Annotated in this window: 15 protein-coding genes; 4 read left to right on the plus strand and 11 right to left on the minus strand. The window is 62.3% G+C overall.

Annotated features, from left to right (window positions below):
• Positions 1-2: 2 nt before the first annotated feature.
• From glgC to CO666_RS17705, 10 genes are all read right to left on the minus strand, one after another.
• Positions 3-1,265 carry a glucose-1-phosphate adenylyltransferase gene (glgC, locus tag CO666_RS17660; protein WP_085738378.1) on the minus strand — a complete coding sequence of 421 codons (1,263 nt, stop codon included), beginning with the start codon at positions 1,263-1,265 and terminating at the stop codon, positions 3-5.
• Between the two features lie 19 nt (positions 1,266-1,284).
• Positions 1,285-3,492, minus strand: coding sequence for a 1,4-alpha-glucan branching protein GlgB (glgB, locus tag CO666_RS17665; RefSeq protein WP_097613418.1), 2,208 nt, complete (start codon positions 3,490-3,492; stop codon positions 1,285-1,287).
• Complete coding sequence (locus tag CO666_RS17670; RefSeq protein ID WP_097613420.1) at positions 3,489-5,951, minus strand: glycogen/starch/alpha-glucan phosphorylase; 2,463 nt, start codon at positions 5,949-5,951, stop codon at positions 3,489-3,491. The genes glgB and CO666_RS17670 overlap by 4 nt, the downstream gene beginning before the upstream one ends.
• Before the next feature lie 275 nt (positions 5,952-6,226).
• Entirely contained in the window at positions 6,227-7,459 is a 1,233-nt protein-coding gene (locus CO666_RS17675) for a TadE/TadG family type IV pilus assembly protein (RefSeq protein ID WP_097613421.1), read from the minus strand.
• Between the two features lie 114 nt (positions 7,460-7,573).
• On the minus strand, positions 7,574-8,452 hold the full coding sequence (locus CO666_RS17680; protein ID WP_097613423.1) for a transglutaminase family protein: 879 nt from the start codon (positions 8,450-8,452) through the stop codon (positions 7,574-7,576).
• 5 nt (positions 8,453-8,457) lie between these two features.
• Positions 8,458-10,875 carry a circularly permuted type 2 ATP-grasp protein gene (locus tag CO666_RS17685; RefSeq protein ID WP_097613425.1) on the minus strand — a complete coding sequence of 806 codons (2,418 nt, stop codon included), beginning with the start codon at positions 10,873-10,875 and terminating at the stop codon, positions 8,458-8,460.
• Between the two features lie 37 nt (positions 10,876-10,912).
• Complete coding sequence (locus CO666_RS17690) at positions 10,913-14,239, minus strand: transglutaminase family protein (protein WP_097613427.1); 3,327 nt, start codon at positions 14,237-14,239, stop codon at positions 10,913-10,915.
• Positions 14,240-14,336: 97 nt separating this feature from the next.
• Positions 14,337-15,719 carry a sensor histidine kinase gene (locus CO666_RS17695; protein ID WP_097613428.1) on the minus strand — a complete coding sequence of 461 codons (1,383 nt, stop codon included), beginning with the start codon at positions 15,717-15,719 and terminating at the stop codon, positions 14,337-14,339.
• Positions 15,716-16,393, minus strand: a complete 678-nt coding sequence (locus tag CO666_RS17700; RefSeq protein WP_097613430.1) for a response regulator — start codon at positions 16,391-16,393, stop codon at positions 15,716-15,718. Before CO666_RS17700 ends, CO666_RS17695 begins: the two co-directional genes overlap by 4 nt.
• Positions 16,394-16,489: 96 nt before the next feature.
• Entirely contained in the window at positions 16,490-18,355 is a 1,866-nt protein-coding gene (locus CO666_RS17705; RefSeq protein ID WP_097613432.1) for an adenylate/guanylate cyclase domain-containing protein, read from the minus strand.
• A gap of 362 nt (positions 18,356-18,717) precedes the next feature.
• Here CO666_RS17705 and CO666_RS17710 point away from each other — a divergent pair, with 362 nt between their 5' ends.
• Positions 18,718-19,587, plus strand: coding sequence for an ornithine carbamoyltransferase (locus tag CO666_RS17710; protein ID WP_097613434.1), 870 nt, complete (start codon positions 18,718-18,720; stop codon positions 19,585-19,587).
• 59 nt (positions 19,588-19,646) lie between these two features.
• Positions 19,647-20,693 (plus strand): ABC transporter substrate-binding protein, encoded by a 1,047-nt coding sequence (locus CO666_RS17715; RefSeq protein ID WP_097613436.1) that lies wholly within the window; start codon positions 19,647-19,649, stop codon positions 20,691-20,693.
• A gap of 6 nt (positions 20,694-20,699) precedes the next feature.
• Here CO666_RS17715 and CO666_RS17720 read toward each other — a convergent pair whose 3' ends face one another.
• Positions 20,700-22,313, minus strand: coding sequence for a right-handed parallel beta-helix repeat-containing protein (locus tag CO666_RS17720; protein WP_097613438.1), 1,614 nt, complete (start codon positions 22,311-22,313; stop codon positions 20,700-20,702).
• Positions 22,314-22,747: 434 nt separating this feature from the next.
• On the opposite strand from CO666_RS17720, the gene CO666_RS17725 reads away from it, so the two are divergent.
• Together CO666_RS17725 and CO666_RS17730 are read left to right on the plus strand one after the other, a co-directional pair.
• A complete protein-coding gene (locus tag CO666_RS17725) occupies positions 22,748-23,692 on the plus strand; it encodes a Bug family tripartite tricarboxylate transporter substrate binding protein (RefSeq protein WP_097613440.1) in 945 nt (314 codons plus the stop codon).
• A complete protein-coding gene (locus CO666_RS17730) occupies positions 23,689-24,180 on the plus strand; it encodes a tripartite tricarboxylate transporter TctB family protein (RefSeq protein WP_097613442.1) in 492 nt (163 codons plus the stop codon). The genes CO666_RS17725 and CO666_RS17730 overlap by 4 nt, the downstream gene beginning before the upstream one ends.
• The last annotated feature ends 16 nt before the right edge of the window (positions 24,181-24,196 follow it).

Consider the following 24,196-nt stretch of genomic DNA (forward strand, 5'->3'; position numbering starts at 1 on the left):
AGTCAGATATCCAGCTTGTCGATCATCGGTTGGGTGATCAGGCAGATGCCGCTTTCGGTCCGCCGGAAGCGTTTGGCGTCGAGTTCGGCATCCTCGCCGACGACAAGGCCTTCCGGAATGACGACGCCATGGTCGATCACCACATTCTTGAGCTGCGCTCGCCGTCCGATCTTCACGTTCGGCAGGATGACCGCGCCTTCCAATTTGGAGAAGGAGTTGGCCCTGACACCGGTAAAGAGCAGGCTGTTGTTGAGGCTGGCGCCCGAGATGATGCAGTCGCCCGACACGACGGAGGAGGTGGCCGAGCCGCGGCGATCCTCGTCGTCATGGACGAATTTCGCCGGCGGGGTGATCTCCGCATAGGTCCAGATCGGCCAGGATTTGTCGTAGATGTCGAGCTCCGGCACGATCGCCGTCAGGTCGATATTGGCCTGCCAATAGGCGTCGATCGTGCCGACGTCGCGCCAGTAGGGCTCGTGCTCGAAATCGGAGCGGACGCAGGACTTGGCGAAGCGGTGGGCGACCGCCTTACCGTGCTGGACGATATAGGGAATGATGTCTTTGCCAAAGTCGCGGCTCGAGCTCGGGTCGGCGGCGTCGCGGCGTAGCGCGTCGAGCAGGAATTTGGTGTGGAAGACGTAGATGCCCATCGAGGCGAGGGCGAAATCCGGCTTGTCGGGAATGGGCGGCGGATCGGCCGGCTTCTCGACGAAGGCGATGATCTCGTCCTTGTCGTTGACATGCATGACGCCGAAGCCGGTCGCCTCCATGCGCGGCACTTCCAGGCAGCCGATGGTGACGTCGGCACCGGAATCGACGTGCTGCTGCAGCATCCATTCATAGTCCATCTTGTAGACGTGGTCGCCGGCGAGAATGACCATGTATTCGACACCGTAATCCTCGATGATGTCGATGTTCTGATAGACGGCGTCGGCGGTGCCTTCATACCATTGCGTCTCGGAGACGCGCTGGCTGGCCGGCAGGATGTCGAAGCTCTCGTTGCGCTCGGGGCGGAAGAAGTTCCAGCCGCGCTGCATGTGGCGGATCAGCGAATGCGCCTTGTATTGCGTGGCGACGCCGATGCGGCGGATGCCGGAATTCAGGGCGTTCGACAGGGCGAAATCGATGATGCGGGCCTTGCCGCCGAAATAGACGGCGGGCTTGGCACGCCGGTCGGTGAGTTCCTTGAGACGGCTTCCCCTGCCGCCCGCCAGAACATATGCCATTGCATCACGGGCAAGTGGCTGAACGCGCTTTTCTACCATTTTCTCCTCCCACCAGTCACTAATTTTCAGGTTCAAGCATGATTGTCGCCAAGGGCGGCAGGGTAATCGAGCAGGTGATGTTGCCGCCGGCATCGACGGCCTGCACGCGCCCGCCATTGCCCTTGCCGCTGCCGCCGTAGATGTCGGCATCGGTGTTCAGTATTTCCCGCCAGCGGCCTGCGACGGGCAGGCGGATCGAGTAGTTCTCGCGGTAGACCGGAGTGAAATTAGTGATGACGGCGACCGGCTTCTGGCCCGGCGCCTTGCGCAGCCAGGCAAAGACGGAATTTTGGTGGTCGTCGGCGACCAACCATTCGAAACCTTCGCCCTCGCAGTCCCGCTCATGCAGCGCCGGCTTGCTGCGATAGGTGAAATTGAGATCGCGCACCAGGCGGCGCATACCCTCGTGCATGCGATACTGAAGCAGGTTCCAGTCGAGCGACTTCGCCTCGCTCCACTCGCTCCACTGGGCGAATTCCTGGCCCATGAACAAGAGCTTCTTGCCGGGATAGCCCCACATATAGGCGTAGTAGGCGCGCAGATTGGCGAATTTCTGCCAGTCGTCGCCCGGCATCTTGGCAATCAGCGAGCCTTTGCCGTGGACGACCTCGTCATGCGAAAGCGGCAGGACGAAATTTTCGGAATAGGCATAGAGCAGGCCGAAGGTGAGTTCGTTGTGATGATGCCTGCGATGGATGGGATCGCGCTTCATGTAGCTCAGCGTGTCATGCATGAAGCCCATGTTCCACTTGAAGCCAAAGCCGAGGCCGCCTTCATGGACGGGCTGCGAGACCTTCGGCCAGGAGGTCGACTCCTCGGCGATGGTCATGACGTTGGAATGCTGGCCGTAGATGCGGATGTTGAGATCCTGCAGAAAGCGGACCGCTTCGAGGTTTTCGTTGCCGCCATATTCGTTCGGGATCCATTCGCCGTGCTTGCGGGAATAATCGAGATACAGCATTGAGGCGACGGCATCGACGCGCAGGCCATCGAGATGGAATTTCTCGGCCCAGTAGAGCGCGTTGTTGACGAGATAGGAAACGACCTCGGTGCGGCCGAAATTGTAGATCGCCGTGCTCCAGTCCGGGTGGAATCCCTTGCGCGGGTCTTCGTGCTCGTAGAGTGCTGTGCCGTCGAACCAGCCGAGGCCGTGCTCGTCGGTCGGGAAATGCGCCGGTACCCAATCGAGGATGACACCGATGCCGACCTTGTGGCAGCCGTTGACGAAACGGGCAAAACCCTCCGGCTCGCCGAAACGGGCGGTCGGTGCGTAAAGGCCGGTCGTCTGGTAACCCCAGGAGGGGTCATAGGGATGTTCGGTGATCGGCAGGAATTCGATATGGGTGAAGCCCATATCGGCGCAATAGGGGATGAGGCTGGAGGCAAGCTCGTCCCAGGACAGCATCGTGCCGTCCTGCCGGCGCTGCCATGAGGCGGCATGCACCTCGTAGATCGAGATCGGCTGGCGGCGCTTGTCGGCCTCGCGCCAGTGCTTCAGATGGGCTTCGTCTTCCCATTCCTGCTCGAGCTCGGCGGCGGTGATGGAGGCGGTTTTCGGCCGGAGCTCGCTGCGCCGCGCGAAGGGATCGGCCTTCAGCGGCAGCAGCACGCCGTCCTGGCCGCGGATCTCGAACTTGTAGGCAACGCCGATCGGGACGTCGGGGGCGAAGATTTCCCAGATGCCGCTATCGGCGCGGAAGCGCATGACGTGGCGGCGGCCGTCCCAATTGTTGAAATCGCCGACGACGGAGACGCGCTGCGCATTCGGGGCCCAGACGGCGAAATGGATGCCCTGGGCGCCATCATGCTTGATGAGGTGGGCGCCCATCTTGTCGAACAGGCGCAGGTGCGAGCCCTGCCGGGCAAAATAATCATCCATCGGCCCGAGCACCGGACCGAAGCTGTAAGGATCGGTGACAGCCCATTCGGCATCGCCGCGCCGGGCGCGGTAACGCACCGGCTGGAGCTTGGTCAGGGAAACCGGGCCGGCGAAAAAGCCATCGGTGTGAAGTTGCTTGAGTTCGCCGATGACGCCGCCGTCGAGCGTCATGGCGGTCACTTCGTCGGCGCCCGGAATGAAACACCGGGCGACGAAGGTGTCGCCTGCCTGGTGCACGCCCAGCACGGCAAAGGGATTGGAATGCGATCCGGCAAGGATCGCCGCGATTTCATCTGCCGAAATTTCCCAGGAAAGCTTTACTTCAGGGACTGTTTTCGGCGTTTTCATCCGGCTCTCCAGATTTCGTCTGCATATTGCCTGATCGTACGGTCGGAAGAGAACCAGCCCATCCGCGCCGTGTTATTGATCGTCTTGGTGTACCAGGCGGACTGGTTGGTCCAGATCTGATCGACGTCGCGCTGAGCCTGGGCATAGGCGTCGAAATCGGCCGCGACCATGAACCAGTCGTGGGAGTAGATGCCGTCGATGAGTGCCGTGTAACGGTTGCGGTCATCCGGCGAGAAGACGCCGGAACCGATGGCCGAAAGCGCCTGGGCGAGTTCGCGCGATCCTTCGATGATGGCGCGCGGATTGTGGCCATCGCTGCGGACCTTCGCGACCTCGTCGGCGCGCAAGCCGAAGATGACGATATTGTCCTCGCCGACATTGTCGCGCATCTCGACATTGGCGCCGTCGAGTGTGCCGATCGTCAACGCGCCGTTCAGGCCGAACTTCATGTTGCCGGTGCCGGATGCTTCCATGCCGGCGGTCGAGATCTGTTCGGAGAGGTCGGCGGCCGGAACCATGACTTCGGCGAGCGAGACATTGTAGTTCGGCACGAAGACGACCTTCAGCAGGCCGCGCACCGACGGGTCGTTGTTGATCGTGCGGGCGACGTCGTTGATGAGCTTGATGATCAGCTTGGCGTTGTAGTAGCTCGGCGCCGCCTTGCCGGCGAAGAGTTTCACGCGCGGCACCCAGTCGAGCTCGGGATGCGAGCGGATCTGGTCGTAGAGCGCGACGGCTTCGATGATGTTCAGAAGCTGGCGCTTGTATTCGTGGATGCGCTTGATCTGGATGTCGAACATTGCCGATGGATCGAGCTTCACGCCCATGCGGCTGGCGACGAGATTGGAGAGCGCCACCTTGTTGGCGCGCTTCACCGCCGCAAACTTCTGCTGGAAGGTCGGGTCGGAGGCGAACTTGTCGAGCGGCGTCAGCTTCTCGGCATCGTCAAGGAATTCGTCGCCGATTGCCTCGCGGATCAGGCCGGTGAGGCCAGGATTGCACTGCTGCAGCCAGCGGCGCGGCGTGATGCCGTTGGTCTTGTTGTTGATGCGATCGGGATAGAGCTTGTGCAGGTCGGCAAAGACCGTGACCTTCATCAGTTCGGTGTGCAGCGCCGAGACGCCGTTGATCGAGTGCGAACCGATGAAGGCGAGGTTGCCCATGCGCACGCGGCGGTCGCCGCTTTCCTCGATCAGCGAGATCGAGCGGATTTCGCTGTCGGAGAAGTTTTTGCCCTTGCGGGCTTCGAGCAGGATCTTGGCGTTGATCGCATAGACGATCTGCATGTGGCGCGGCAGCAGCCGCTCGAACAGCGGAACCGGCCAGCTTTCCAGCGCTTCGGGCAGAAGCGTGTGGTTGGTGTAGGAGAAGGTGCGGCGGGTGATATCCCAGGCCTGATCGAAATCCATGCCGTGCACGTCGCAGAGCAGGCGCACGAGTTCGGCGACCGAAACGGCGGGATGGGTGTCGTTGAGCTGGATCGCCACCTTATCAGGCAGCGAAGTGAAATCGTCATATTGCTGCAGATGGCGGCGCAGGATGTCCTGCAGCGAGGCCGACGAGAAGAAGAATTCCTGGCGCAGACGCAGTTCCTGACCGGCTGGCGTCGCATCGGCAGGATAGAGAACCCGGGTCAGGCTTTCGGCCTTGTTGCTTTCGCGCAGTGCTCCGATGTGGTCGCCGGCATTGAAAGCATCGAGCAGGATCGGATCGATCGGCTGCGCCGACCAGAGGCGCAGCGTGTTGACGCGCTTGCCGCGCCAGCCGACGGCCGGCGTGTCGAAGGCGGCGGCAATGACGCGTTCGGCCGGCTTCCAGACGTAACGCGGCTGATCGTCGTGGGTGGTGATGAATTCGACGGCGCCGCCGAAGCCGATTTCATAGGAACTCTCGCGGCGCTCGAACTCCCAGGGGTTGCCGTGGGCGAGCCAGTTCTCGGGCAGTTCCACCTGCCAGCCGTCGGCCATCTGCTGGCGGAAGAGGCCGTGGACGTAGCGGATGCCGTAGCCATAGGCCGGAACGTCGACCGTCGCCATGCTTTCCATGAAACAGGCGGCCAGTCGGCCGAGGCCGCCGTTGCCGAGCGCGGCGTCCGGCTCCAGGCCGGCGATGACGTTGACGTCGACGCCGAGCGAGGCAAGCGCATCGCGCACCTCTTCCATCAGCCCGAGGTTCGAGACGGCATCGCGCATCAGGCGGCCGATCAGGAATTCGAGGGAAAGATAATAAACGCGCTTGGCGCCGGTTGCGTAAACTTCGCGGGTGGAGGCCATCCACCGATCGATGATGCGGTCGCGGACCACCAGGATCGTCGCCGTCAGCCAGTCATGCGGCTTTGCCACCTTGGCATCCTTGCCGATGCGGTAGGTCAGACGTTCGATGATTTCTTCAGCGAGAATTTCCGGCTTCGAGCTGCGCGGAGCGGGGGAGGGGATAACTGGCTTGGAAACGGTATTCATGGTCAGATCTCGCCAATTTTAATTTTGTTTCAGGCTATTAGGCCTGATCTAATCGATTTGTCTTCTGTGTCTGCCACAGTTTATGCATCGTTAGGAAGCACTTGCAACAAGGGATTTGGACAAACGAAAAATTTGCGAAACCTTCATATTCAGCGGGTTCGAGGGGATTGATTTCAATCGCTTTTATCGATCTGATGCGTGGGATGAGAATAACGAAAGCCGCGCCGGTTTGTTCCGGAGCGGCTTTTTTGTTGGGCTTTTCGCCTGATGTATCGTCAGTTCGTCAGGCGTGTCACCTGTGCGGAGGCCTTTGCGCCGATCGCCTTGAAAGCGGCAAGGAGGTCTTCCATTTTTTCAGCCTGGAAATAATGGGAGTCGTCGGAGGCGCAATAATGCAACAGCGCCTGTCCGCCTGCGGGTGCCATAAAGGCAATCGTATAGATTTCGATACCCTTGGACTTGGCCGTATCGCAGGTTGCCTTGGTCAAAGTGTCATAGGAACGGCCGCCGCTGCTATCATCGTTATTGTCGCCGTCCGTCATGAAGACGATGTACTTCTTGGGCACTTGCCCGGTCTTGAGCTTGTGAGCAGCGTCCTCGGCGTCATTGCCCGCTGCGTTCTTGGCGGTGAGGGACGTATAAGCCGTGTTCACGGCGCCGCTTGAATTCGTGCCGCCTCCCGACTGGAGCGCATTGACGTAGCTCGTGACAGCGGTGGTCCCCCAAGCGAGTTTGCTCGGCGCATACTCAACGAGATCGTAGGAGACAGCGCCGGTGCGCACGTATTCCGCGTTGGGATCGGCGCTGTCGAGCTGACCGAACAGATTGCCGGCTGCGATCTTCAGCGCCTCTATCTTGGTGTAATAGTGCGTACGCGTGCCGGTGCAGGTGTCGTAGACGGTTTTGCCCTTCTTGTTGAGATGGGGGTTGCAGTCATAGGTGAATGGCTCCGTCGGATTATCCACGTCGACGGTGGCGGTAGGATCTCCCATCGATCCCGACTTATCGAGTGCGAGGAACATGGAGATCGAGCCTTGGGTCTCTGAGTGACCACCGACCGACGTGCTGGACGTCGAAAGATGCTGCGTCGTAAAGCCGACCGCCTGCATGAGTGGATTGACCGTGAGGTCGTAACCCGGCGAAACCGTTACCTGGTAGGATGTCGATTTGCCCGACGTTGTTGTCTGCACGTTGACGCCTGTCGCGTTCTTGATGTCGACGCCGCTCTGAAGATAGTTCGCCATCTGCCCGGCAACGTAATTCCGCGCGAAGGCTTCGGCCTGTGAGGTTTGGACCGTGCCATTTGCGAGGGCGGTCGCGGTTGCGAGCGCGGCCGAATCGGCCGCTTCCTGGAGTTGCTGTTTGGAGAGCAACATGTCGCCCACCTGGATCGCCATGCCGGCGACGCCGAGAAGGATGGGCATCATGATCGCCGTCATGAGGCCGAAATTGCCGCCACGGTCGCTTGACATGCGACGCAGGCAGGGATGGAAGAAGGAGGTGCGCATCATGTTCACCCGAAATGGACCCTGTGGGTTACATTAGGCATCGCTACTTCTTTACGCCGCCCTTACGGCGTCCATTCAATTCTAACGAATCGACGGATTTTTCCAATTTTGGGATTATTTCAGCGGGATCACATCGACCGCTTGGACAGCGCGCTGGCCGCCATAGCTTTTCAACACGCCGATCACGGGAACGACGTCGGAATAGTCCCGGCCATAGGCGACGACGATGTGGTCCATGCCGGCGGGGATGTCGTTGGTCGGGTCGAGTTCGATCCAGCCGATCGTCTCGCCGCACCAGATCCTGACCCAGGCATGCATGGCATCTGCCCCTTCCAGCCGCTCCTTGCCGGGCGGCGGGATGGTGCGCAGGAAACCGGAGACGTAGCCGGCCGGAATGCCGAGGCTTCTGAGCGCCAGGATCATGATGTGGGTGAAATCCTGGCAGACGCCGCGCTTCAGCCTGAACGCTTCGAGCGGCGTCGTGTCGACTGTCGTCGCTTCGGGGTCGTAGGTGAAATCCTTGTTGATGCGGGCGCAGAGCGCATGGGCGATCCGCATCGCCGTCAGACCGGGCATGGCGCAGCTTCGCGCATAGTCGCTGATCTCACGCGCCTGCGTCAGGCGCGGGCTGTCGCCGAGGAAATGGTGCGGCGAATCCGGCGCCAGCGACCAGATGCCTGCTATCTCCTCCGGCAGATCCGCAAGCAGCGGCGAGAAATCGGCGGCGATCGGCTGGCTTTCCACCTGCACGCGGGCCTGCATGCGAATGTCGAGCGTCTCGTGCGGCGCGCGCACCATGAAGGAGGTGGCGGGGTGATCGAAGAAATCGACGAAATGCGATTGCTCGTCCGGCGTCGGCGAGATGGTGATCGAGCCTGCGACCAAGCGCTGCCGATTGGTCAACGACAGCGGCATCAGGCGCATGATGTGGCGGGCGCCGGAGGCCGGCACGTCGTAGCTGTAACCCATGCGGAGAGAAAGGTCGTAGAGCATCGACGTTATCCGAGATAGGTCTGGGCGAGCAGATCGGAAAGCTGTTCCAATTCGCGTTCGAGCCGTTGATAGACCTCGACCCCCATGCCCTCCGGCGTCATCACCGCCAGGCCGGAATGGAGCCGCATCGCCTCGCGGTAGAAGGGCGACATTTGGCCGTTGATCAGCGCATTCGGCAATTGCTCGACCTCGTGATGAATCTCGTTCACCTGAAAGAGAACCGAGCGAGGATTGAGCGGGTCGAGCGCAAGCAGGTCGGTGACGGTCAGCCGCGCCGTGTTGACGTTGTAGCGGCGGCGGTGGGTCATGACGCTGTCGCCGATCTCGAGAAGCATGTCGAGCGCGCCATCGGGCGCTTCCGGGCCGGACATGTGGCCGAGCAGCCGGGTCATATGCAGGCCGCGCTCGATGTAGCGGCCGAGCGACAGGAAGCGCCAGCCCATGAAGCGGTACATGTTTTCGTGCACGAGGCCGGCAAAGCCCGCGAGCTTGCGCAGCAGGATCGTCATCGCGTGGCTGGCATCATCGCCGGCAGTGACGCTGACGCGGAAGCGGCGGGCGGTCTTGGCGAGATCGTTGAGCGCCAGCCAGCCGTCCGGCGAGAAACGGTCGCGAATATTGCTCGCCGAATAAACGGCGCTGTCGATGTTGCGCAGCAGCCTTTCCGGTACGGGTTCGGCAGTATCGATATCGACGGCCGCCAGATATTCGGAGACGTCGGCGAGCAGCGGCTGACTCGGATCGGCGGCTTCGGCATAACGCGCATGCCAGGCGCGCAGGATGCGCAACGCCCCTTCGGCGCGCTCGATATAGCGGCCGAGCCAGAACAGGTTGTCGGCCGCCCGGCTCGGCAGGCTGCCCGGCATGTTGCGTGTGAAGCTGCCCTCGGCCGGCAGCAGCGTGTGGCGCTCGACCGGCTTGTCGCTGACGATCCAGACGTCGGCGGCCGCGCCGCCCGACTGCATGGCGATCGCCGCGACGTCGGCGCCGGAGCCGATGCGGGCAAAACCGCCGGGCATGATCTGCCAGCCGTTTGCCGTGCGGGCGGCGAAGACGCGCAACGACATCGGCCGCGGCACGAGCTTGCCGTCCACCCAGGCCGGCGTCGTTGACAGCGTCACGACCTCTTGCCCCACAAGTTTCGGGCCGTCCGAACTCAGCCAATCGGTGATGGAATCCTTGGCGGTCGCGCGCAGCGACGCACCAAGCACGGATTCGCCGTTGTCGTCGAAGAAAGGGGCGCGGGAATAGGCCGGGCCGATCACCATCTTCTCGATATTTTTTGCGACGTGCTCGCGCTCTTCCTTCTGGCCGCACCACCAGGTGGCGATCGAAGGCAGTTGCAGGTCCTCGCCCAGGAGGCGGCGACAGATGGTCGGCATGAAGGCGAGAAGCGCCCGGGTTTCGAGAACGCCGGTGCCGAGCGCATTGACGATGGTGACGCTTTCGGCGCGCAGCGCTTCGACGAGACCGGGCGTGCCGATATGCGAATTCTGGTTCAGCTCCAGCGGGTCGGCAAAAGCCGAATCGAGTCGGCGCCAGAGCACGCCGATCGGCTTCAGGCCGGCGACGGTGCGCACCATGACGCGGCCCTTGACGACGGTGAGGTCCTCGCCCTCGAGCAGCATGAAGCCGAGATAACGGGCGATGTAGGCGTGCTCGTAATAGGTCTCGTTGGCCGGGCCCGGCGTCAGCACGGCAATGCGGTCGTCGCCCGAATGTTTCATGTCCTGCAGCGCATCGCGGAAGGCGCCGAAGAAGGAGGCGAGGCGATGGACGGGGGTTTCGGCGTAGATATCCGAGAAGGCCCGGGTCGTGGCGACGCGGCTTTCCAGTGCAAAACCGGCGCCCGACGGCGCCTGCGTCCGGTCGGCCAGTACCCACCAGTTGCCGTCGGGCCCGCGGCCGATCTCGAAGGCGCAGAAATGCAGATAGTGGCCGGAGGCGGGCCGGATGCCGGTGAGCGGGCGCTGGAATTCGGGATTGGCGGCGATCAGCGCCGGCGGCAGCACCCCCTCTTCCACCAGCCGGTTGGCACCGTAGATATCGGCGACGATCGCCTCCAGCAGGTCGGCGCGCTGGACGAGGCCCGCCGACAACGTCTGCCATTCGCGCTCGTCGATCAGCACCGGGATATGCGAGATCGGCCAGGCGCGTTCGCCGGTGCCCTTGCTGCCATAGGCCCGGTAGAAGACGCCGGCATCCCTGAGATAACGGTCGGCGCGGGCGAAACGCTCGGCGAGGTCTTTTTCCGGCATTGCGCCGAGATGCGAGAGGAAACGCTGCCAGACCGGGCGGACGACGCCTTTGTTGTCGACCATTTCGTCGGCGATACCGGGAAGCGGCGCATAGTCGAAGGCCGCATCCTTGCCGATGCGGTCCTCTGCCTCGCCCCTGCGCTCCACTGCCGGTCTCTTACCCATCAAACTCCAACTTCAACCTTCGGCCTTACCACCGGCCTCAAATCCCGGCCGGCCGCCTCAGATCCAGCGTCAGCGGGAATTCAAGCGAACCCGTCTCGGCACGCGGGATATATCCCCCCGCCGTGTGCCCCCACGGCTCGAAGCGGGCGAGCCGCCTTGCTTCCGCCTCGTTGCCGTTGACCGGGAAGGTGTCATAGGTCCGGCCGCCCGGATGGGCAACATGATAGATGCAGCCGCCGATCGAACGCTTCGACCATGTATCATAAATGTCAAAAGTCAAAGGCGTGTTGACCGGCAGCACGGGATGCAGGCCGGAGGCCGGCTGCCACGCCTTGTAACGGACGCCGGCGACCGACACGCCTGACGTGCCGGTCGGCGTCAGCGGCAGCATACGGCCGTTGCAGGTGACGGTGTAGCGTCCGGTATTGCCGGTTTCGAACCGGACCTGCAGGCGCTCGACCGAGCTGTCGACATAGCGCACCGTGCCCCCGATGGCGCCTTCTTCGCCCATGACATGCCAGGGCTCCAGCGCCTGGCGCAGCTCCAGCTTCGAGCCCTCGTATTCGACTTCGCCGCAGAAGGGGAAGCGGAATTCGAGCTGGGCCTTGAACCATTCCGGGCTGAGGTCGAAGCCGTTTTCGCGAAGGTCGGCAAGCACGTCGAGGAAATCGGCCCAGACGAAATGCGGCAGCATGAAACGGTCGTGCAGCGTCGTGCCCCAGCGGACGAATTTGCCGTCGACTGGGTTGATCCAGAAGCGGGCGATCAGCGCACGCACCAGCAACTGCTGGGCAAGCGACATGCGCGCGTTCGGCGGCATTTCGAAGCCGCGGAACTCGATCAGACCCAGCCTGCCGGTCGGGCCGTCCGGCGAAAACAGCTTGTCGATGCAGATTTCGGCACGGTGGGTGTTGCCGGTGACGTCGGTCAGGAGGTTGCGGAACAGGCGGTCGACGAGCCAGGGCAGCGGCGGCTGGCCGCGGCCGGGGGCAGCGATCTGCGCCATGGCGATTTCCAGCTCGTAGAGGCTGTCGTGACGCGCCTCGTCGATACGCGGCGCCTGGCTGGTGGGGCCGATGAACATGCCGGAGAAGAGGTAGGAGAGCGAGGGGTGGCGTTGCCAGTGGAGGACGACGCTCTTCAAGAGATCGGGACGGCGCAGGAAGGGGCTGTTGTTCGGATTGGCGCTGCCGACGACGACGTGGTTGCCGCCGCCGGTGCCGGTGTGGCGGCCGTCGATCATGAACTTGTCGGCGCCGAGCCGGGTGGCGCGGGCCTCCTCGTAGATCGCCGTAGTGATGTCGACGCATTCCTTCCAGCTGGAGGCCGGATGGATATTGACCTCGATGACGCCGGGATCCGGGGCGACGCGGATGACGTTGATGCGCTCATCCTGCGGCGGCGGATAACCTTCGATATGGACCGGAAGCTTAAGCTCGGCGGCGGCGTTTTCGGCCGCGGCGATCAGCTCGAGATAGTCTTCGATACGTTCGACCGGCGGCATGAACACGCAGAGCCTGCCATCGCGCGGCTCGACCGACATGGCGGTACGCACGGCGCCGCCGATGTCGCCGAGCGTCTGTTCGATCCGGCTGCGATTGCTGTCGCCGGCATGAAAGGAGGCTTCCGGCATGGCGCGGCCGGCCGGTACGAAGACATCAGGCAGCGGTTGGCGCGGGATGGTCGGATCGGCCGGATGGATATAGGGATAACGCGCCGGGGGAACATAAGGCAGGGTGCCGAGCGGCAGACGGTAGCCGATCGGGCTGTCACCCGGAACGAGGAAGATCTTGCCGCGGCGGGTGCGCCATTTTTCACTGACCCAGACTCGGGCTTCAGCTGCCTTGGCGTTCCACGCCTGGACCGGAAGGATGTAGCCCGTGGGGACGGTGAGGCCGCGATCGAAAACGCGGGCGATGCGGTTGCGTTCCTCGGGATCCTTCAGCTTCGAATTCGACGGATCGACATTGTCGGGAAGGTTGCCTTCCTTGATGATCCAGTCTGCAGTATCTTCATAGGCCGGCTGCACCATGTCGGGCTTGATCGCCAGTTCCCTGGCGATCGCCGTCAGGAGTTTCTCGGCATCCGCGGCCGCAACACCGGTATCCCTGCCTTCGGCGGCAATCAGATCGAGATTCTGCCAGATCGGTTTGCCGTCGCGGCGCCAGTAGAGCGAGAAGGTCCAGCGCGGCAGGCTTTCACCCGGATACCACTTGCCCTGGCCGTAATGCAGGAAGCCGCCGGGGGCGAAGTGTTGCTGCAGCCTGCGGATCAGACTGTCGGCCTTTTCGCGTTTGGTCGGGCCGACGGCGGCAGTGTTCCACTCTTCGGACTGGAAATCGTCGATCGAAACGAAGGTCGGCTCGCCGCCCATCGTCAGATGCACGTTTTCCGCTTCGAGGACACGGTCGACCTGCTCGCCGAGTTCGTTGAGTTCGTCCCAGCTTTCATCGGAGAAGGGCTTGGTGATGCGCGGATGTTCGGCGACGCGCGAGACCTTCATGTCGAAGGCGAATTCGGTTTCGGCCTCACCGAAATAACCGCCGGAGATCGGCGCGGCATTGCGGTAATGTGGCGTGGCGGCGAGCGGGATATGGCTTTCGCCGGTCAGCAAGCCCGAGGTGGGGTCGAGGCCAACCCAGCCGGCGCCGGGCAGATAGACCTCGGCCCAGGCATGCAGGTCGGTGAAATCGACTTCGGTGCCGGAAGGGCCGTCGAGGGCCTTCAGATCCGGCGTCAGCTGGATGAGATAACCGGAGACGAAGCGGGCGGCGAGGCCGAGATGTCGAAGAATCTGGACGAGCAGCCAGCTGGTGTCACGGCAGGAGCCCTTGGCGCTTTCCAGCGTTTCTTCCGGTGTTTGCACGCCGGTTTCCAGGCGGATAACGTAGCCGATCTGTCGCTGCAGGCGGGCATTCAAGCCGACGATCATGTCGATCGTCGGCTGGCCGGGTGACCAGTCGAGCGTCGGCAGCAGCGCCTTCAGGCGCGGACCGGCCGGTTCCGGCGTCATGTAGATCGATAGATCTTCCTGGATCGTTTCCGGGTATCCGAACGGCCACTTGGTCGCCTCTTCCTCGACGAAGAAATCGAAGGGATTGTAGACCGTCATGTCGGCGACGAGATCGACCTCGATCTTGAACTCCGTTACCGGGTCCGGAAAGACGTAGCGGGCGAGGTAGTTGCCGTAAGGGTCCTGCTGCAGGTTGACGAAATGGTTGGCGGGCGTGACCTTCAGCGAGTGGCTGAGCACTCGCGTCTTCGAATGCGAGGCAGGTTTCAGCCGGATGATCTGGGGGCCGAGGCGGACCGGCTTGTCATAGGTGTAATGGGTCAGATGATAGATGCTGGCTTTGATCGACATATTTCTCTTTTTATCCGGCGCGCATCGTCGTGCGGCTTGCTGTTCCCGAAATCAGTGTGTGCAATGCAGCGAGAGAAAGCAAGGAGGGTCGACGCTTTTACGCCGCCTTGGCGAAGGTGACGGCCGCCTTCAGGCCCCTGCCGTTCGGTCCCGGCTCCAGCGTCAGGTCGGCATTGAAAAGATTGGCGATTTCCTCGACGATCGGCAGGCCGAGGCCGGCGCCCGGCGCCCCCGTATCGTTGCCGCGCGAAAAACGCCCGCGCACCTCCTCCAGCTTGTTGCGTGGAATGCCGGGGCCGTTGTCCTCGACTTCCAGGCGGATCGTCTCCGCTGCTGCGATGATGCGGACGGTGACCTCGGCCCCCTTGCCGGCATAGGCGATGGCATTTCCGGCAAGATTGCGCAGCATTTCGCCGATCAGCAGCGGCTCGGCGCGGATCATCGCCGGGCTCTCGCCCTCGAAGCCGAGATCGATGCCGGCGACGGCAGCCGTCGGGATCTGCTCGCCGGTGATTTCCTGGGCGATTGCCGCAAGATCGATGGCAGACGCGGTCAGCGCCTCCTTGGCGGCGGCAGCGTCGATCTTTGCCATGAGGAGTAGCTGGGCGAGGATACGCTCGGCATGCGCCACGGCCTGATCGCCCTTCAGCGCGGCCGCCTGTGCCTCGTCAAGCGATCCGGCGCGCGCGGAGAGGGCAAGCTGGGTGCGGATGATCGCCAGCGGCGTGCGCAGCTGATGGCTGGCATTGCCGGTGAAATGGCGCAACGCATCGAGCGCCGATTGCAGGCGGACCATGAAGCTATTCACCGTATCGACCAGCGGCTCGACCTCGCTCGGCACGATCTCTTCGATCGGATGCAGGTCATCGGGACTGCGCTCGCCGATGGCGTCGCCGAGTTTATAGAGCGGACGCAGGGCCACCGTGACCGAGATCCAGACAATGACGGCGGCACCGGCGATCATGAAGGCGAGGCGCAGCGCCGAGCGGACGAGGATCGCCTGCGTCAATTGCCGGCGGGCGATAGTGGTTTCGGCGACCGTCACCACGAAGGGCACCGAGCGGATGCCGGTCGAGGCGGAGCGTTCGAGCGTGGCGACGCGGATCGGCTCGCCGCGAAAGGTGTCGTCGGCGAAGGCGGCGCCATTGGGCGGTGTCTTCTTCACGACCGGCAGCGACTGGTAGCCGGTGATGAATTGGCCCGGTGGACCGTCGACGCGGTAGAAGACGCGGTCCTGGGCGGCCGAGGTCAGCATTTCCAGCGCCACATAGGGGATGTCGACCTGCAGCGTACCGTCCTCGGCGACGACGACGCGTTCGGCGATTGCCAGCGCCGAGCCGGCGAGCACGCGGTCGGAGACGATATTCGAGGTCTGGACCGCCTCACGATAGGTATCGGCAAGCGCCAGCGTGCCGATGACGGCGGTGGAGACGAGCAGCCAGAAGAGCAGCCGGCGCCTGAGCGAATAGGCCGATGTCATGAGGCCTCGGGCAGCTTGTCGAGATAATAGCCGATGCCGCGGGCGGTCTTGACCGTTAGGCCGTGCGGCGAGAGGCGTTTCCGCAGGCGGCTGACATATTGCTCGATGGCATTTGTCGAAATGTCGTCGTCGAAGGCCGTCAGCGACTGGATGATCGCCTCCTTGGCGACGACCTTGCCGGCCCGCATGAAAAGAATTTCGAGCAGCCCAAGCTCGCGGGCGGGAATGTCGAGGGGTGTCGCGCCTGCCGAAAAGGTGCGGGAGTTGAGGTCGAAGGAGATGCCGCCGAAGCCGACGGTCGCCGAACGCAGGCCGGCCTGGCGGCGCAGCAGAACGCGCACGCGCGCCTCGAATTCTGATATGTCGAAGGGTTTGATCAGATAGTCGTCGGCGCCGAGATCGAGACCCTTTACCCGTTCTTCCGGCGTGCCGCGCGCCGTCAGGATGAGGACGGCTGCCTGGTTCTGCCGGGCACGCATGGCGCGCAGCACGTCAAGCCCATCCATCTCCGGCAGGTTGAGGTCGAGAATAACAAGATCGAAATTTTCAGCGGCGATGACCGCATTGGCCGACGCCCCGTCATGGACGACGTCGACGGCATGGCCCGTGCCGCGCAAGATCGCCGACAGGCCGTCGGCCAGCGCGATATTGTCTTCGGTGAGCAGAATGCGCACGGATGCTTCCCCTGTTTTCGGCGAGATTACAGAGGTGCCGATGGTATGTCACAGCGATTTTCAGGAATGGTGAACGGCGCCCGGGAAAAGGCGCTTTCAGCCTGTCCTTTCGACCCGTTCGCGCTGCGTCATTGCGGCGGCCAGCAGTTGCCGGAAGCGGGGATCGTCGCGGATATTGTCAAGATCGGAATCGTTATTGAACCATTTGATGTGGTAGACGGAGCTGTTCGGCAGCAGCTTCTGCAATAGATCGATCGCCTGTTCGACATCGCCGAGGACCGAATAGACGCAGGCGAGATTATACTGTGCGACGATATCGTCGGGATCGATGGCGATCGCACGGGCCGCCCAGTCGCGTGCTCTCGTCACATCGCCCATATGGGCAAGCGCCAGCGCGCCGCGATGGGCCGGGCCTGAATTTTCCGGATTGAGGTTCAGGGCGCGTTCGGCGCGCAGCAGGCCGAGGCGCGCCCAGTTTTCCGTATCCAGCGCACGGCCGAGCGAGCGGTAGGCTGACATCAGGTGGATCGGCGAGACATAATCGTCGGGGCGGATCTCGGCGGCGCGGGTGAAGTATTGAACCGATTCGGCAAAGTTGCCGTGCATGAAGAAGAACCGGGCATAATGGAAATTCGCCTCGAAGAGGTTCGGGTCGAGCGCCAAGGCCCGTTCGAAGGCGGCCGCCGCCCTGTCGTCAAAACCGCTCTGATGCAGGGCGAGACCATGCGAAGCATGGGCCTCGGGAAGGTCGGGATCAAGCGCGAGCGCGCGGGCGCTCATGTCGAGGATGCCCCGCAGCGGCACGTCGTCGGGCGCCCAGTCGCGGATCGCCGCGTCGCAATCGGCAATACCGGCATAGGCGCGGGCATAGTCGGGGTCGAGTTCGACGGCCTTGCAGAACATGCGCCTGGCAAGCTGCAGATAGGATTTGGTCCAGGTGTGGGAGAGCTGGCGGCCACGGAGATAATAGGTATAGGCCTCGACATTGGCGGTCGGCTCGTTGGCGATCGCCTTCTTCTCTTCCGGCAGCAGACGCACCTTCAACTGGCCGACGATCGCATGGGTGATCTCGTCCTGGATGGCGAAGATGTCGGTGAGGTCGCGATCGTAGCGCTCGGCCCAGAGATGATCGCCATTGGCGGTGTCGATCAGCTGGCCGGAAATGCGCACACGATTGCCGAAGATGCGTACGCTTCCCTCGAGCACATAGCGCACGCCGAGTTCCTGGGCGAGCCGCTTCACCTTCACCGATATGCCCTTGTAGGTGAAGATGGTATTGCGCGGCACGACGTGCAGGCTGGAGATCTTGGAGAGATCGGTGATGATGTCTTCGGTGATGCCGTCGGAAAAATAGTCCTGGTCGGCATCGCCGCTCATATTGGTGAAGGGCAGCACCGCGATGAAGCAGGTATTTCGGTTCTGCGCGACCAATTTCACCGAGGAGGGCGGCGTCAGGGTGACGGTATAGACCTGCACGGGCTGCCTGATGTTCTTCAGCGTATGTTCGCCGATAAAATCGAAGCCGAGATTGAGGCGCGAGCCGACCTGATCGCGTACCGAGGCCGACACGGCGATGCCGCCCGGTGAGGCGATGCGCTCGAGTCTGGCGGCAAGATTGACGCCATCTCCGAAGATGTCGCCGTTTTCGACCACGACGTCGCCGAGATTGATGCCGATGCGAAATTCGACGCGCTCGTCCTTGGGCACGCTCTCGTTGCGGGCCGCCATGCTGCGCTGGATTTCGGCGGCGCAGGCAACCGCATTCACCACGCTCTGGAATTCGGCAAGAATGCCGTCGCCGGTGAGTTTGAAGATCCGGCCCTTGTAGTCCGAGATGCGAATGTCGACCAGCTCGCAGCGATGGCGGTTCAGCGCCTGCAGCGTGCCTGACTCATCGATGCCCATCAGTCGGCTGTAGCCAACGACATCCGCAGCGAGAATAGCGCTCAGCCGCCGTTCCATGACCCCTCCCAGGATCTTCCCAGTTCAGTCTGGCCTTTTCTAGATTTTTGTCGTGTGAAGTCGTTCCCCGGATAAGAAATTCGGGCGGTTTCGACGTTTTGACACGGCAGCGCGACAATATAGCGTCGCCGATCTGCATCAATACTCTAAACGGGCGAAGGATAGGCCTTGTCGCTAATCCTTTATGGCGAAAATGGAGTTTAAGCGGACAAAGAGGAGCGTTCTGCTTTCCCGATGCTTCCGAGATCGTCATGACGACTGAGCTTGCTGCGGACAGCAAGGCAGCGGCCTCTTCCTTCGACGGTTGCTGTGAGGCCGGCCCACGTTATTGTAAGTGCGGTTTCATATGTGGTGGGATTGGGATGACAGGTTCGGCCCGGAATTTTCTGGAGTTTCACGATGTTCCGGAGGCCGGGCTTCGATCGATTATTGCTCGCGCCGGGGAGCTTGCCAAAGCCTGGGATGAGCGCACCATGCCGCAGAGCCTTGCGGGCAAACGCATCGGGCTGATTGCCGACGATGGCGGCTGGCGCAATACGAGCGCCTTCGATCTCGGCATCCAGGCGATGGGCGGTATCTGCGTGCATGTGCCGATCGGGTTCAATGTCAGGGAGGAGACCGGCGACCTTGCGGGCTATCTCGGCAACTGGTTCGACATGCTGGTGATCCGCACGAAAGAGCTTGCGACGTTGAAGGCGGTGGGGGCCGCCTCGCCGGTGCCTGTCATCAACGCGCGCACACGCTCCAACCACCCTTGCGAGACGCTCGGCGACCTTGCCTATATCGAGAGCCGGCGCGGTTCGATCGACGGGTTGAAGGTCGTCGGCGTGGCGGCGGATGCGAATATCCTGCGCTCCTGGGCCGAAGCCTCGATCGCATTGCCGATCGAGGTGGTGCAGGTCTTTCCCGAACGCTGGCATATCAGTGACGCTGCGCTGCTCAACAGGCGTTTTCGCGTGAGCATCGATATGGGCGAGTTGCTGGGTGCCGACATCGTCATCACCGATTCATGGCCGGGCGATGCCACCTCGGAGGCGCTTGCCAGCTACCGGATCGGCGCCGATCTGCTCGATCGTTTGTCGGAGGATGCAATCTTCCTGCCATGCCCGCCGGTCAGGCGCGGCGAGGAGGTGACGACCGAAGCGATGGAGCATCCGCACTGCCAAAGCCGCGCCGCCAAAGCCTTTCTGCTGCATGCGCAAAATGCGCTGATGGAGTGGGTCGCCGCCTAGATCCGGTTGCTCCTCCCGGCATGCTGAGGCATTGTTGCGGCATGAGGAGAGTTTTCATCTTGCTGCTGGCGTTCTGGCCGGGCTTCGCCTTGGCCGATCAGGCCTTTTATCCGGCGAAATCGGGCAATGCCGATGCGCCGGTGCTGACGGTCTATTCCTCGCTCGACGAGCCGTTGGCGCAGCCGATGATCCGAGGTTTCCAGGAAGCCAATCCCGACGTCGCGGTCAAATACGAGGACATGCTGACCGGCGATATCTACGACCGCATCGTCAGGGAGACGGATGCCGGCAAGAGGACGGCGGATTTCGCCTTTTCCTCGGCGATGGACCTGCAGGTGAAGCTCTCCAACGACGGCTATGCGCAGGTCAGCAACCTGCCGATGAGTGCTGCATGGCCGAAATGGGCGAACTGGCGCAACACCGCCTATGCGCTGACCTTCGAGCCGGCGGTGTTCGTCTATCACAAACCGAGCTTTGCGCATGAGCCGGTGCCGAGATCGCGGGCGGAACTCGTTGATTATCTGAAGCGCAAGGGCAGTGCTGTTTATGGCCGGATCAGCACCTACGATATCGAGCGCTCCGGCGTCGGCTTTCTGTTCATGGCGCGCGATCAGGAGCAGTTCGGCGACATCTGGTCGGTGATCGGAGCGATGGGGGCGGCGGGCGTGAAGCTCTATTCGACGAGTTCGGCGATCCTCGAACGCGTCGCCGACGGGCGCTTCGTGCTCGGTTACAATATTCTCGGCTCCTATGCCGCCGACTGGGCCTCGCGGCATCCCGATGTCGGCATCGTGCTGCCGAAGGATTATACCGTGGTGATGTCCCGGATCGGACTGGTGCCGCAGGCCGCTGCCGAGCCGGAGCTCGGGCGGCGCTACCTTGCCTTCTTCATGTCTAGGGAAGGGCAGACGATCATGGCGCGCGAGCTGCAGATCCCCGCGGTCAGCCCGGAGGTGGCGGGAGAAAATACCGCCAACACGCTGCAGGAACTGCTCGGCTCCCAACTTCGGCCGGTGCCGGTCAGTCCCGGGCTGATGGTCTATCTCGACCAGGTGAAGCGGGCGCGGCTGATCGCGCATTGGAACGAGGTCCTGCGGGCGCAGTGAAGAGCCTCAGCTTTCGGCCACTTCGCCCTTTCCGCAAGGGTCGGCATAAAGCCAATATTTGTAGAACATCGGCCTATCGGCCGTGAAGGGATCTTCGCCCTGCCAGGCGCCGACGGCGTAGTTCGCGCCGCCGACGGCCTGCGCGCGCCGGTCGGGAAGCTGCATGAGGAAGGCGATTGCCGGAACCTTTGTCGTCAGCTTCAGCCCCTCAGGCAGGCCGAGGACGGGCGAGCGGAAAGGAACCGGCCCGGGATGGGCGTCGACGCCGATCGCATATCCCGCCTCGCGCAACGGACCGGGGAAATATTTGTGATCGATCAGATCGCCGTCGAAGCGGACGTCGAGTTCCTGCCAAAGCCTGGTGAAATGCTTGCCCTCGAGCGAGGCTTCATCCTGTCCCTCCTTCGGCACGCTCTGCCAGCCCGCGCCAAAGGGCACGGAATCCGCCGGCGTCGACAGGCCTGCCGCACCGTAATAGCCGATCGCATTGTTCAGATGGTGGAACTGGCGGAAGCGGTAGCGCTTGCTGATCGGCCCTCTCAGCATCCATGAATTGTTGAAGACATAATGCGGGCCGACCGCTTCGTGCTCTTTGGGAAATTTGAAAAGCTGGCCGAAATTGCGGTCGTCGTCATCGGGGCCGGGACGATGGAGATTCCAGCCGAGATTGCCGTAGATGTAGAAGTAGCCGGATCGCCGCATCTCCAGCGAAAAGGGCATGTAACAGTCGACAAACTTGTTGCCGCGCACCGTCCAGTTCCAGGCATAGTCCTCGGCCTCAATGGCGTTGTCGCGGATGCGGACGAACCAGTTGTTTTCGATGACGATGTTGCGGCAGAAATCCTCCACCGTGGAATCGGACGCATCGTTGAAGAAATGGATGCCGTTGAAGGCGTCGAGAATGACGTTGTCGCGCAGGACGACATAACCGGCGATGGTCCAAGCCCTGAAGAAGTCGCCGTCAAAACCGCGCTCGTCCTTTTCGACGTCGACGCGGCTTTGGGTGTCTTCGAGATTGCCGTGGACCTGCCCCCAGTAGGTTTTTCGCCAGAGCCTGCAGTCCTTGGGATCGAGCGCGGCATCGACTGCTTTGGTTTCTCGGATCGCGGCAAGGTCTGCCTCGCCATGCGACTGTAGATCCTGGATCCAATCGCATTCTTCAATCAGCAGATGGCGGGTATAGGCTCCGGCCGCGCCGATGGCGATGGTGCTGCCGCGAATATGCAGGCGGCGAAGCGTGATGTGCTGGCAGTTGTCGAGATAGATCGCGGTTGGCCAGCAGCCTTCGAAGGTGAGATCCTCGATGACCACCCACTGGCAATTCCGCAGCACGAGCGCGGCGTCATCGGCAAGATAGTAGATGCCGGGGAAGCGGCCATTGGCTTCCTGCACGGCGGAGAGCCGGTTGGCGGTGTCGCGATAATCGTCGTAGCTTCTGCCGCCGTCGATGACGGCGCTCTTGCCGCCGATCACGACCGGCTGTTGCTGGGAGCCGCTGATGGAGGAGAGGACGAGCGGCGTTGCATATCGTGCGCTCTTCAGTGTCAGTTTCACGCCGGGACGCAGCGCTCGCAAGTCGTCATAAATCCGGTCAGGGTCTGTATGCAGACAGCGCGACATATCGTTTCCCACTCATGACGGTGAATACAGAGCTGCAGAAATCTGGATGGCGGAAACAAAATCTTGAATTGTGATAGATGTAATTGACTCAAGGTGGCGCGTGCAAGTGTCAAGCCGCAGATACTGCAAACAATACAGAGATGGCGAGCTTTGTCGGATGACCTGTCTGCATGAGGCGGCGAGAAGCGGGATTTAGACCCGCGACTGTCAATTGCGGCAAAAAAGTGGCCTCTCCTTCTGGATATCTCGCCGGTGTCAGCTAAATGACAGCTTGTTGTGGTGGCTTTGGCTACTTCTTCTCCGTGGAGGCGGAGAGCTGAAGCCTTGGGAGGTATTCTGCTCGTCATTCAGGACTTGCGTCCGCCGGCGGCCATTCCTTCCGATTCCCTTGAGAATAACAGGCGGTTTGCTCAGCCGCCGACGGAGGACACATCGTGAAGCATACGTTCATCGCAACCCTTCTTGCCGCGACCATCGCGCTGCCGGCCTTTGCGGCCGACTACACCATCATCGCGCCTGCCGCGCCCGGCGGCGGCTGGGACCAGACGGCCCGTTCGCTGCAGACCGCATTGCAGCAGGAGAAGATCTCCGGCAACGTCCAGGTCCAGAACGTCCCCGGCGCCGGCGGCACCATCGGCCTTGCACAGTTCAGCAGCCAGGCTGCGGGCAATCCGAATTCGCTGATCGTCGGCGGCTATGTCATGGTCGGCGCGATACTCACCAACAAATCGCCGGTGACGCTCAAGGACGTGACCCCGATCGCCCGTCTGACCGGCGAATATGAAGCCGTCGTCGTTCCCGCTTCCTCCGAGATCAAGACCATGGCCGATCTGGTTGCGGCGCTGAAGAAGGATCCGGGCTCGGTTTCCTGGGGCGGCGGTTCGGCCGGCGGTACCGACCACATTACGGTCGGCCTGATCGCCAAGGCCTCCGGCGTCGATCCGACCAAGATCAACTATGTCGCCTTCTCCGGCGGCGGTGAAGCGCTTGCTGCCATTCTCGGCGGCCAGGTCACGGCCGGCGTATCGAGCTATAGCGAGTTCGAATCGCAGGTGAAATCCGGCACGCTCCGCCTTCTCGCCGTCTCCAGCGACAAGCGGATCGACGGCGTCGATGCGCCGACGCTGAAGGAAGCCGGCACCGACGTCACCATTCAGAACTGGCGCATGGTTGCCGCCGCTCCCGGCCTGTCGGCAGAGCAGGTGGCAAGCGTCACCGCCGATTTCGAGAAGTTGCATAGCTCCGCCACATGGCAGGAAACTTTGAAGACCAAGGGCTGGGCCGACACCTATCTGTCCGGTGACGCCTTCAAGGCGCAGCTCGAGAAGGACGTCTCCGCCACTGAAGGCATTCTTAAAGATATCGGACTTGTTCAATGAGCGGGGATAACACCTCCTCGGTAACGACACGCCGCCCTGATTGGGCGGCGTTCATCATTGCCGTTTTCCTCTTCGTCCTCGCCGGCGTGATGGCCTGGGATGCCCTGCATCTGAAAACCATCGCGCAATACGACCGCATCGGCCCGGCGACAGTGCCTCAAGTGGTGGCGTTCGGCCTCTTCTGTCTCGGGATCTGGACCGCCTTCGAAGCCTGGCGCGGCGATTTTCCGGAACGCGATCGGCAGGAAGTGGCGCCCGTCATCTGGATCGTCGCCGGTCTTGCCGGCCAGATGCTGCTTCTGCGCGTCGCCGGCTTCTCGATCGCGACCGGCATTCTCTTCGCGCTGACGGCACGCGGCTTCGGCAAACGCAAGCTCTGGATCTCGCTGCCGCTCGGCATCGTCATCAGCTTCGTCGTCTGGACGATCTTCTCGCAGCTCCTGCAACTGACGCTGCCGGCCGGCCCGCTCGAACATCTGTTCTTCTGACCGCGCGGAACGCGCT

Source organism: Rhizobium chutanense (assembly GCF_002531935.1).
Classification (GTDB): domain Bacteria; phylum Pseudomonadota; class Alphaproteobacteria; order Rhizobiales; family Rhizobiaceae; genus Rhizobium; species Rhizobium chutanense.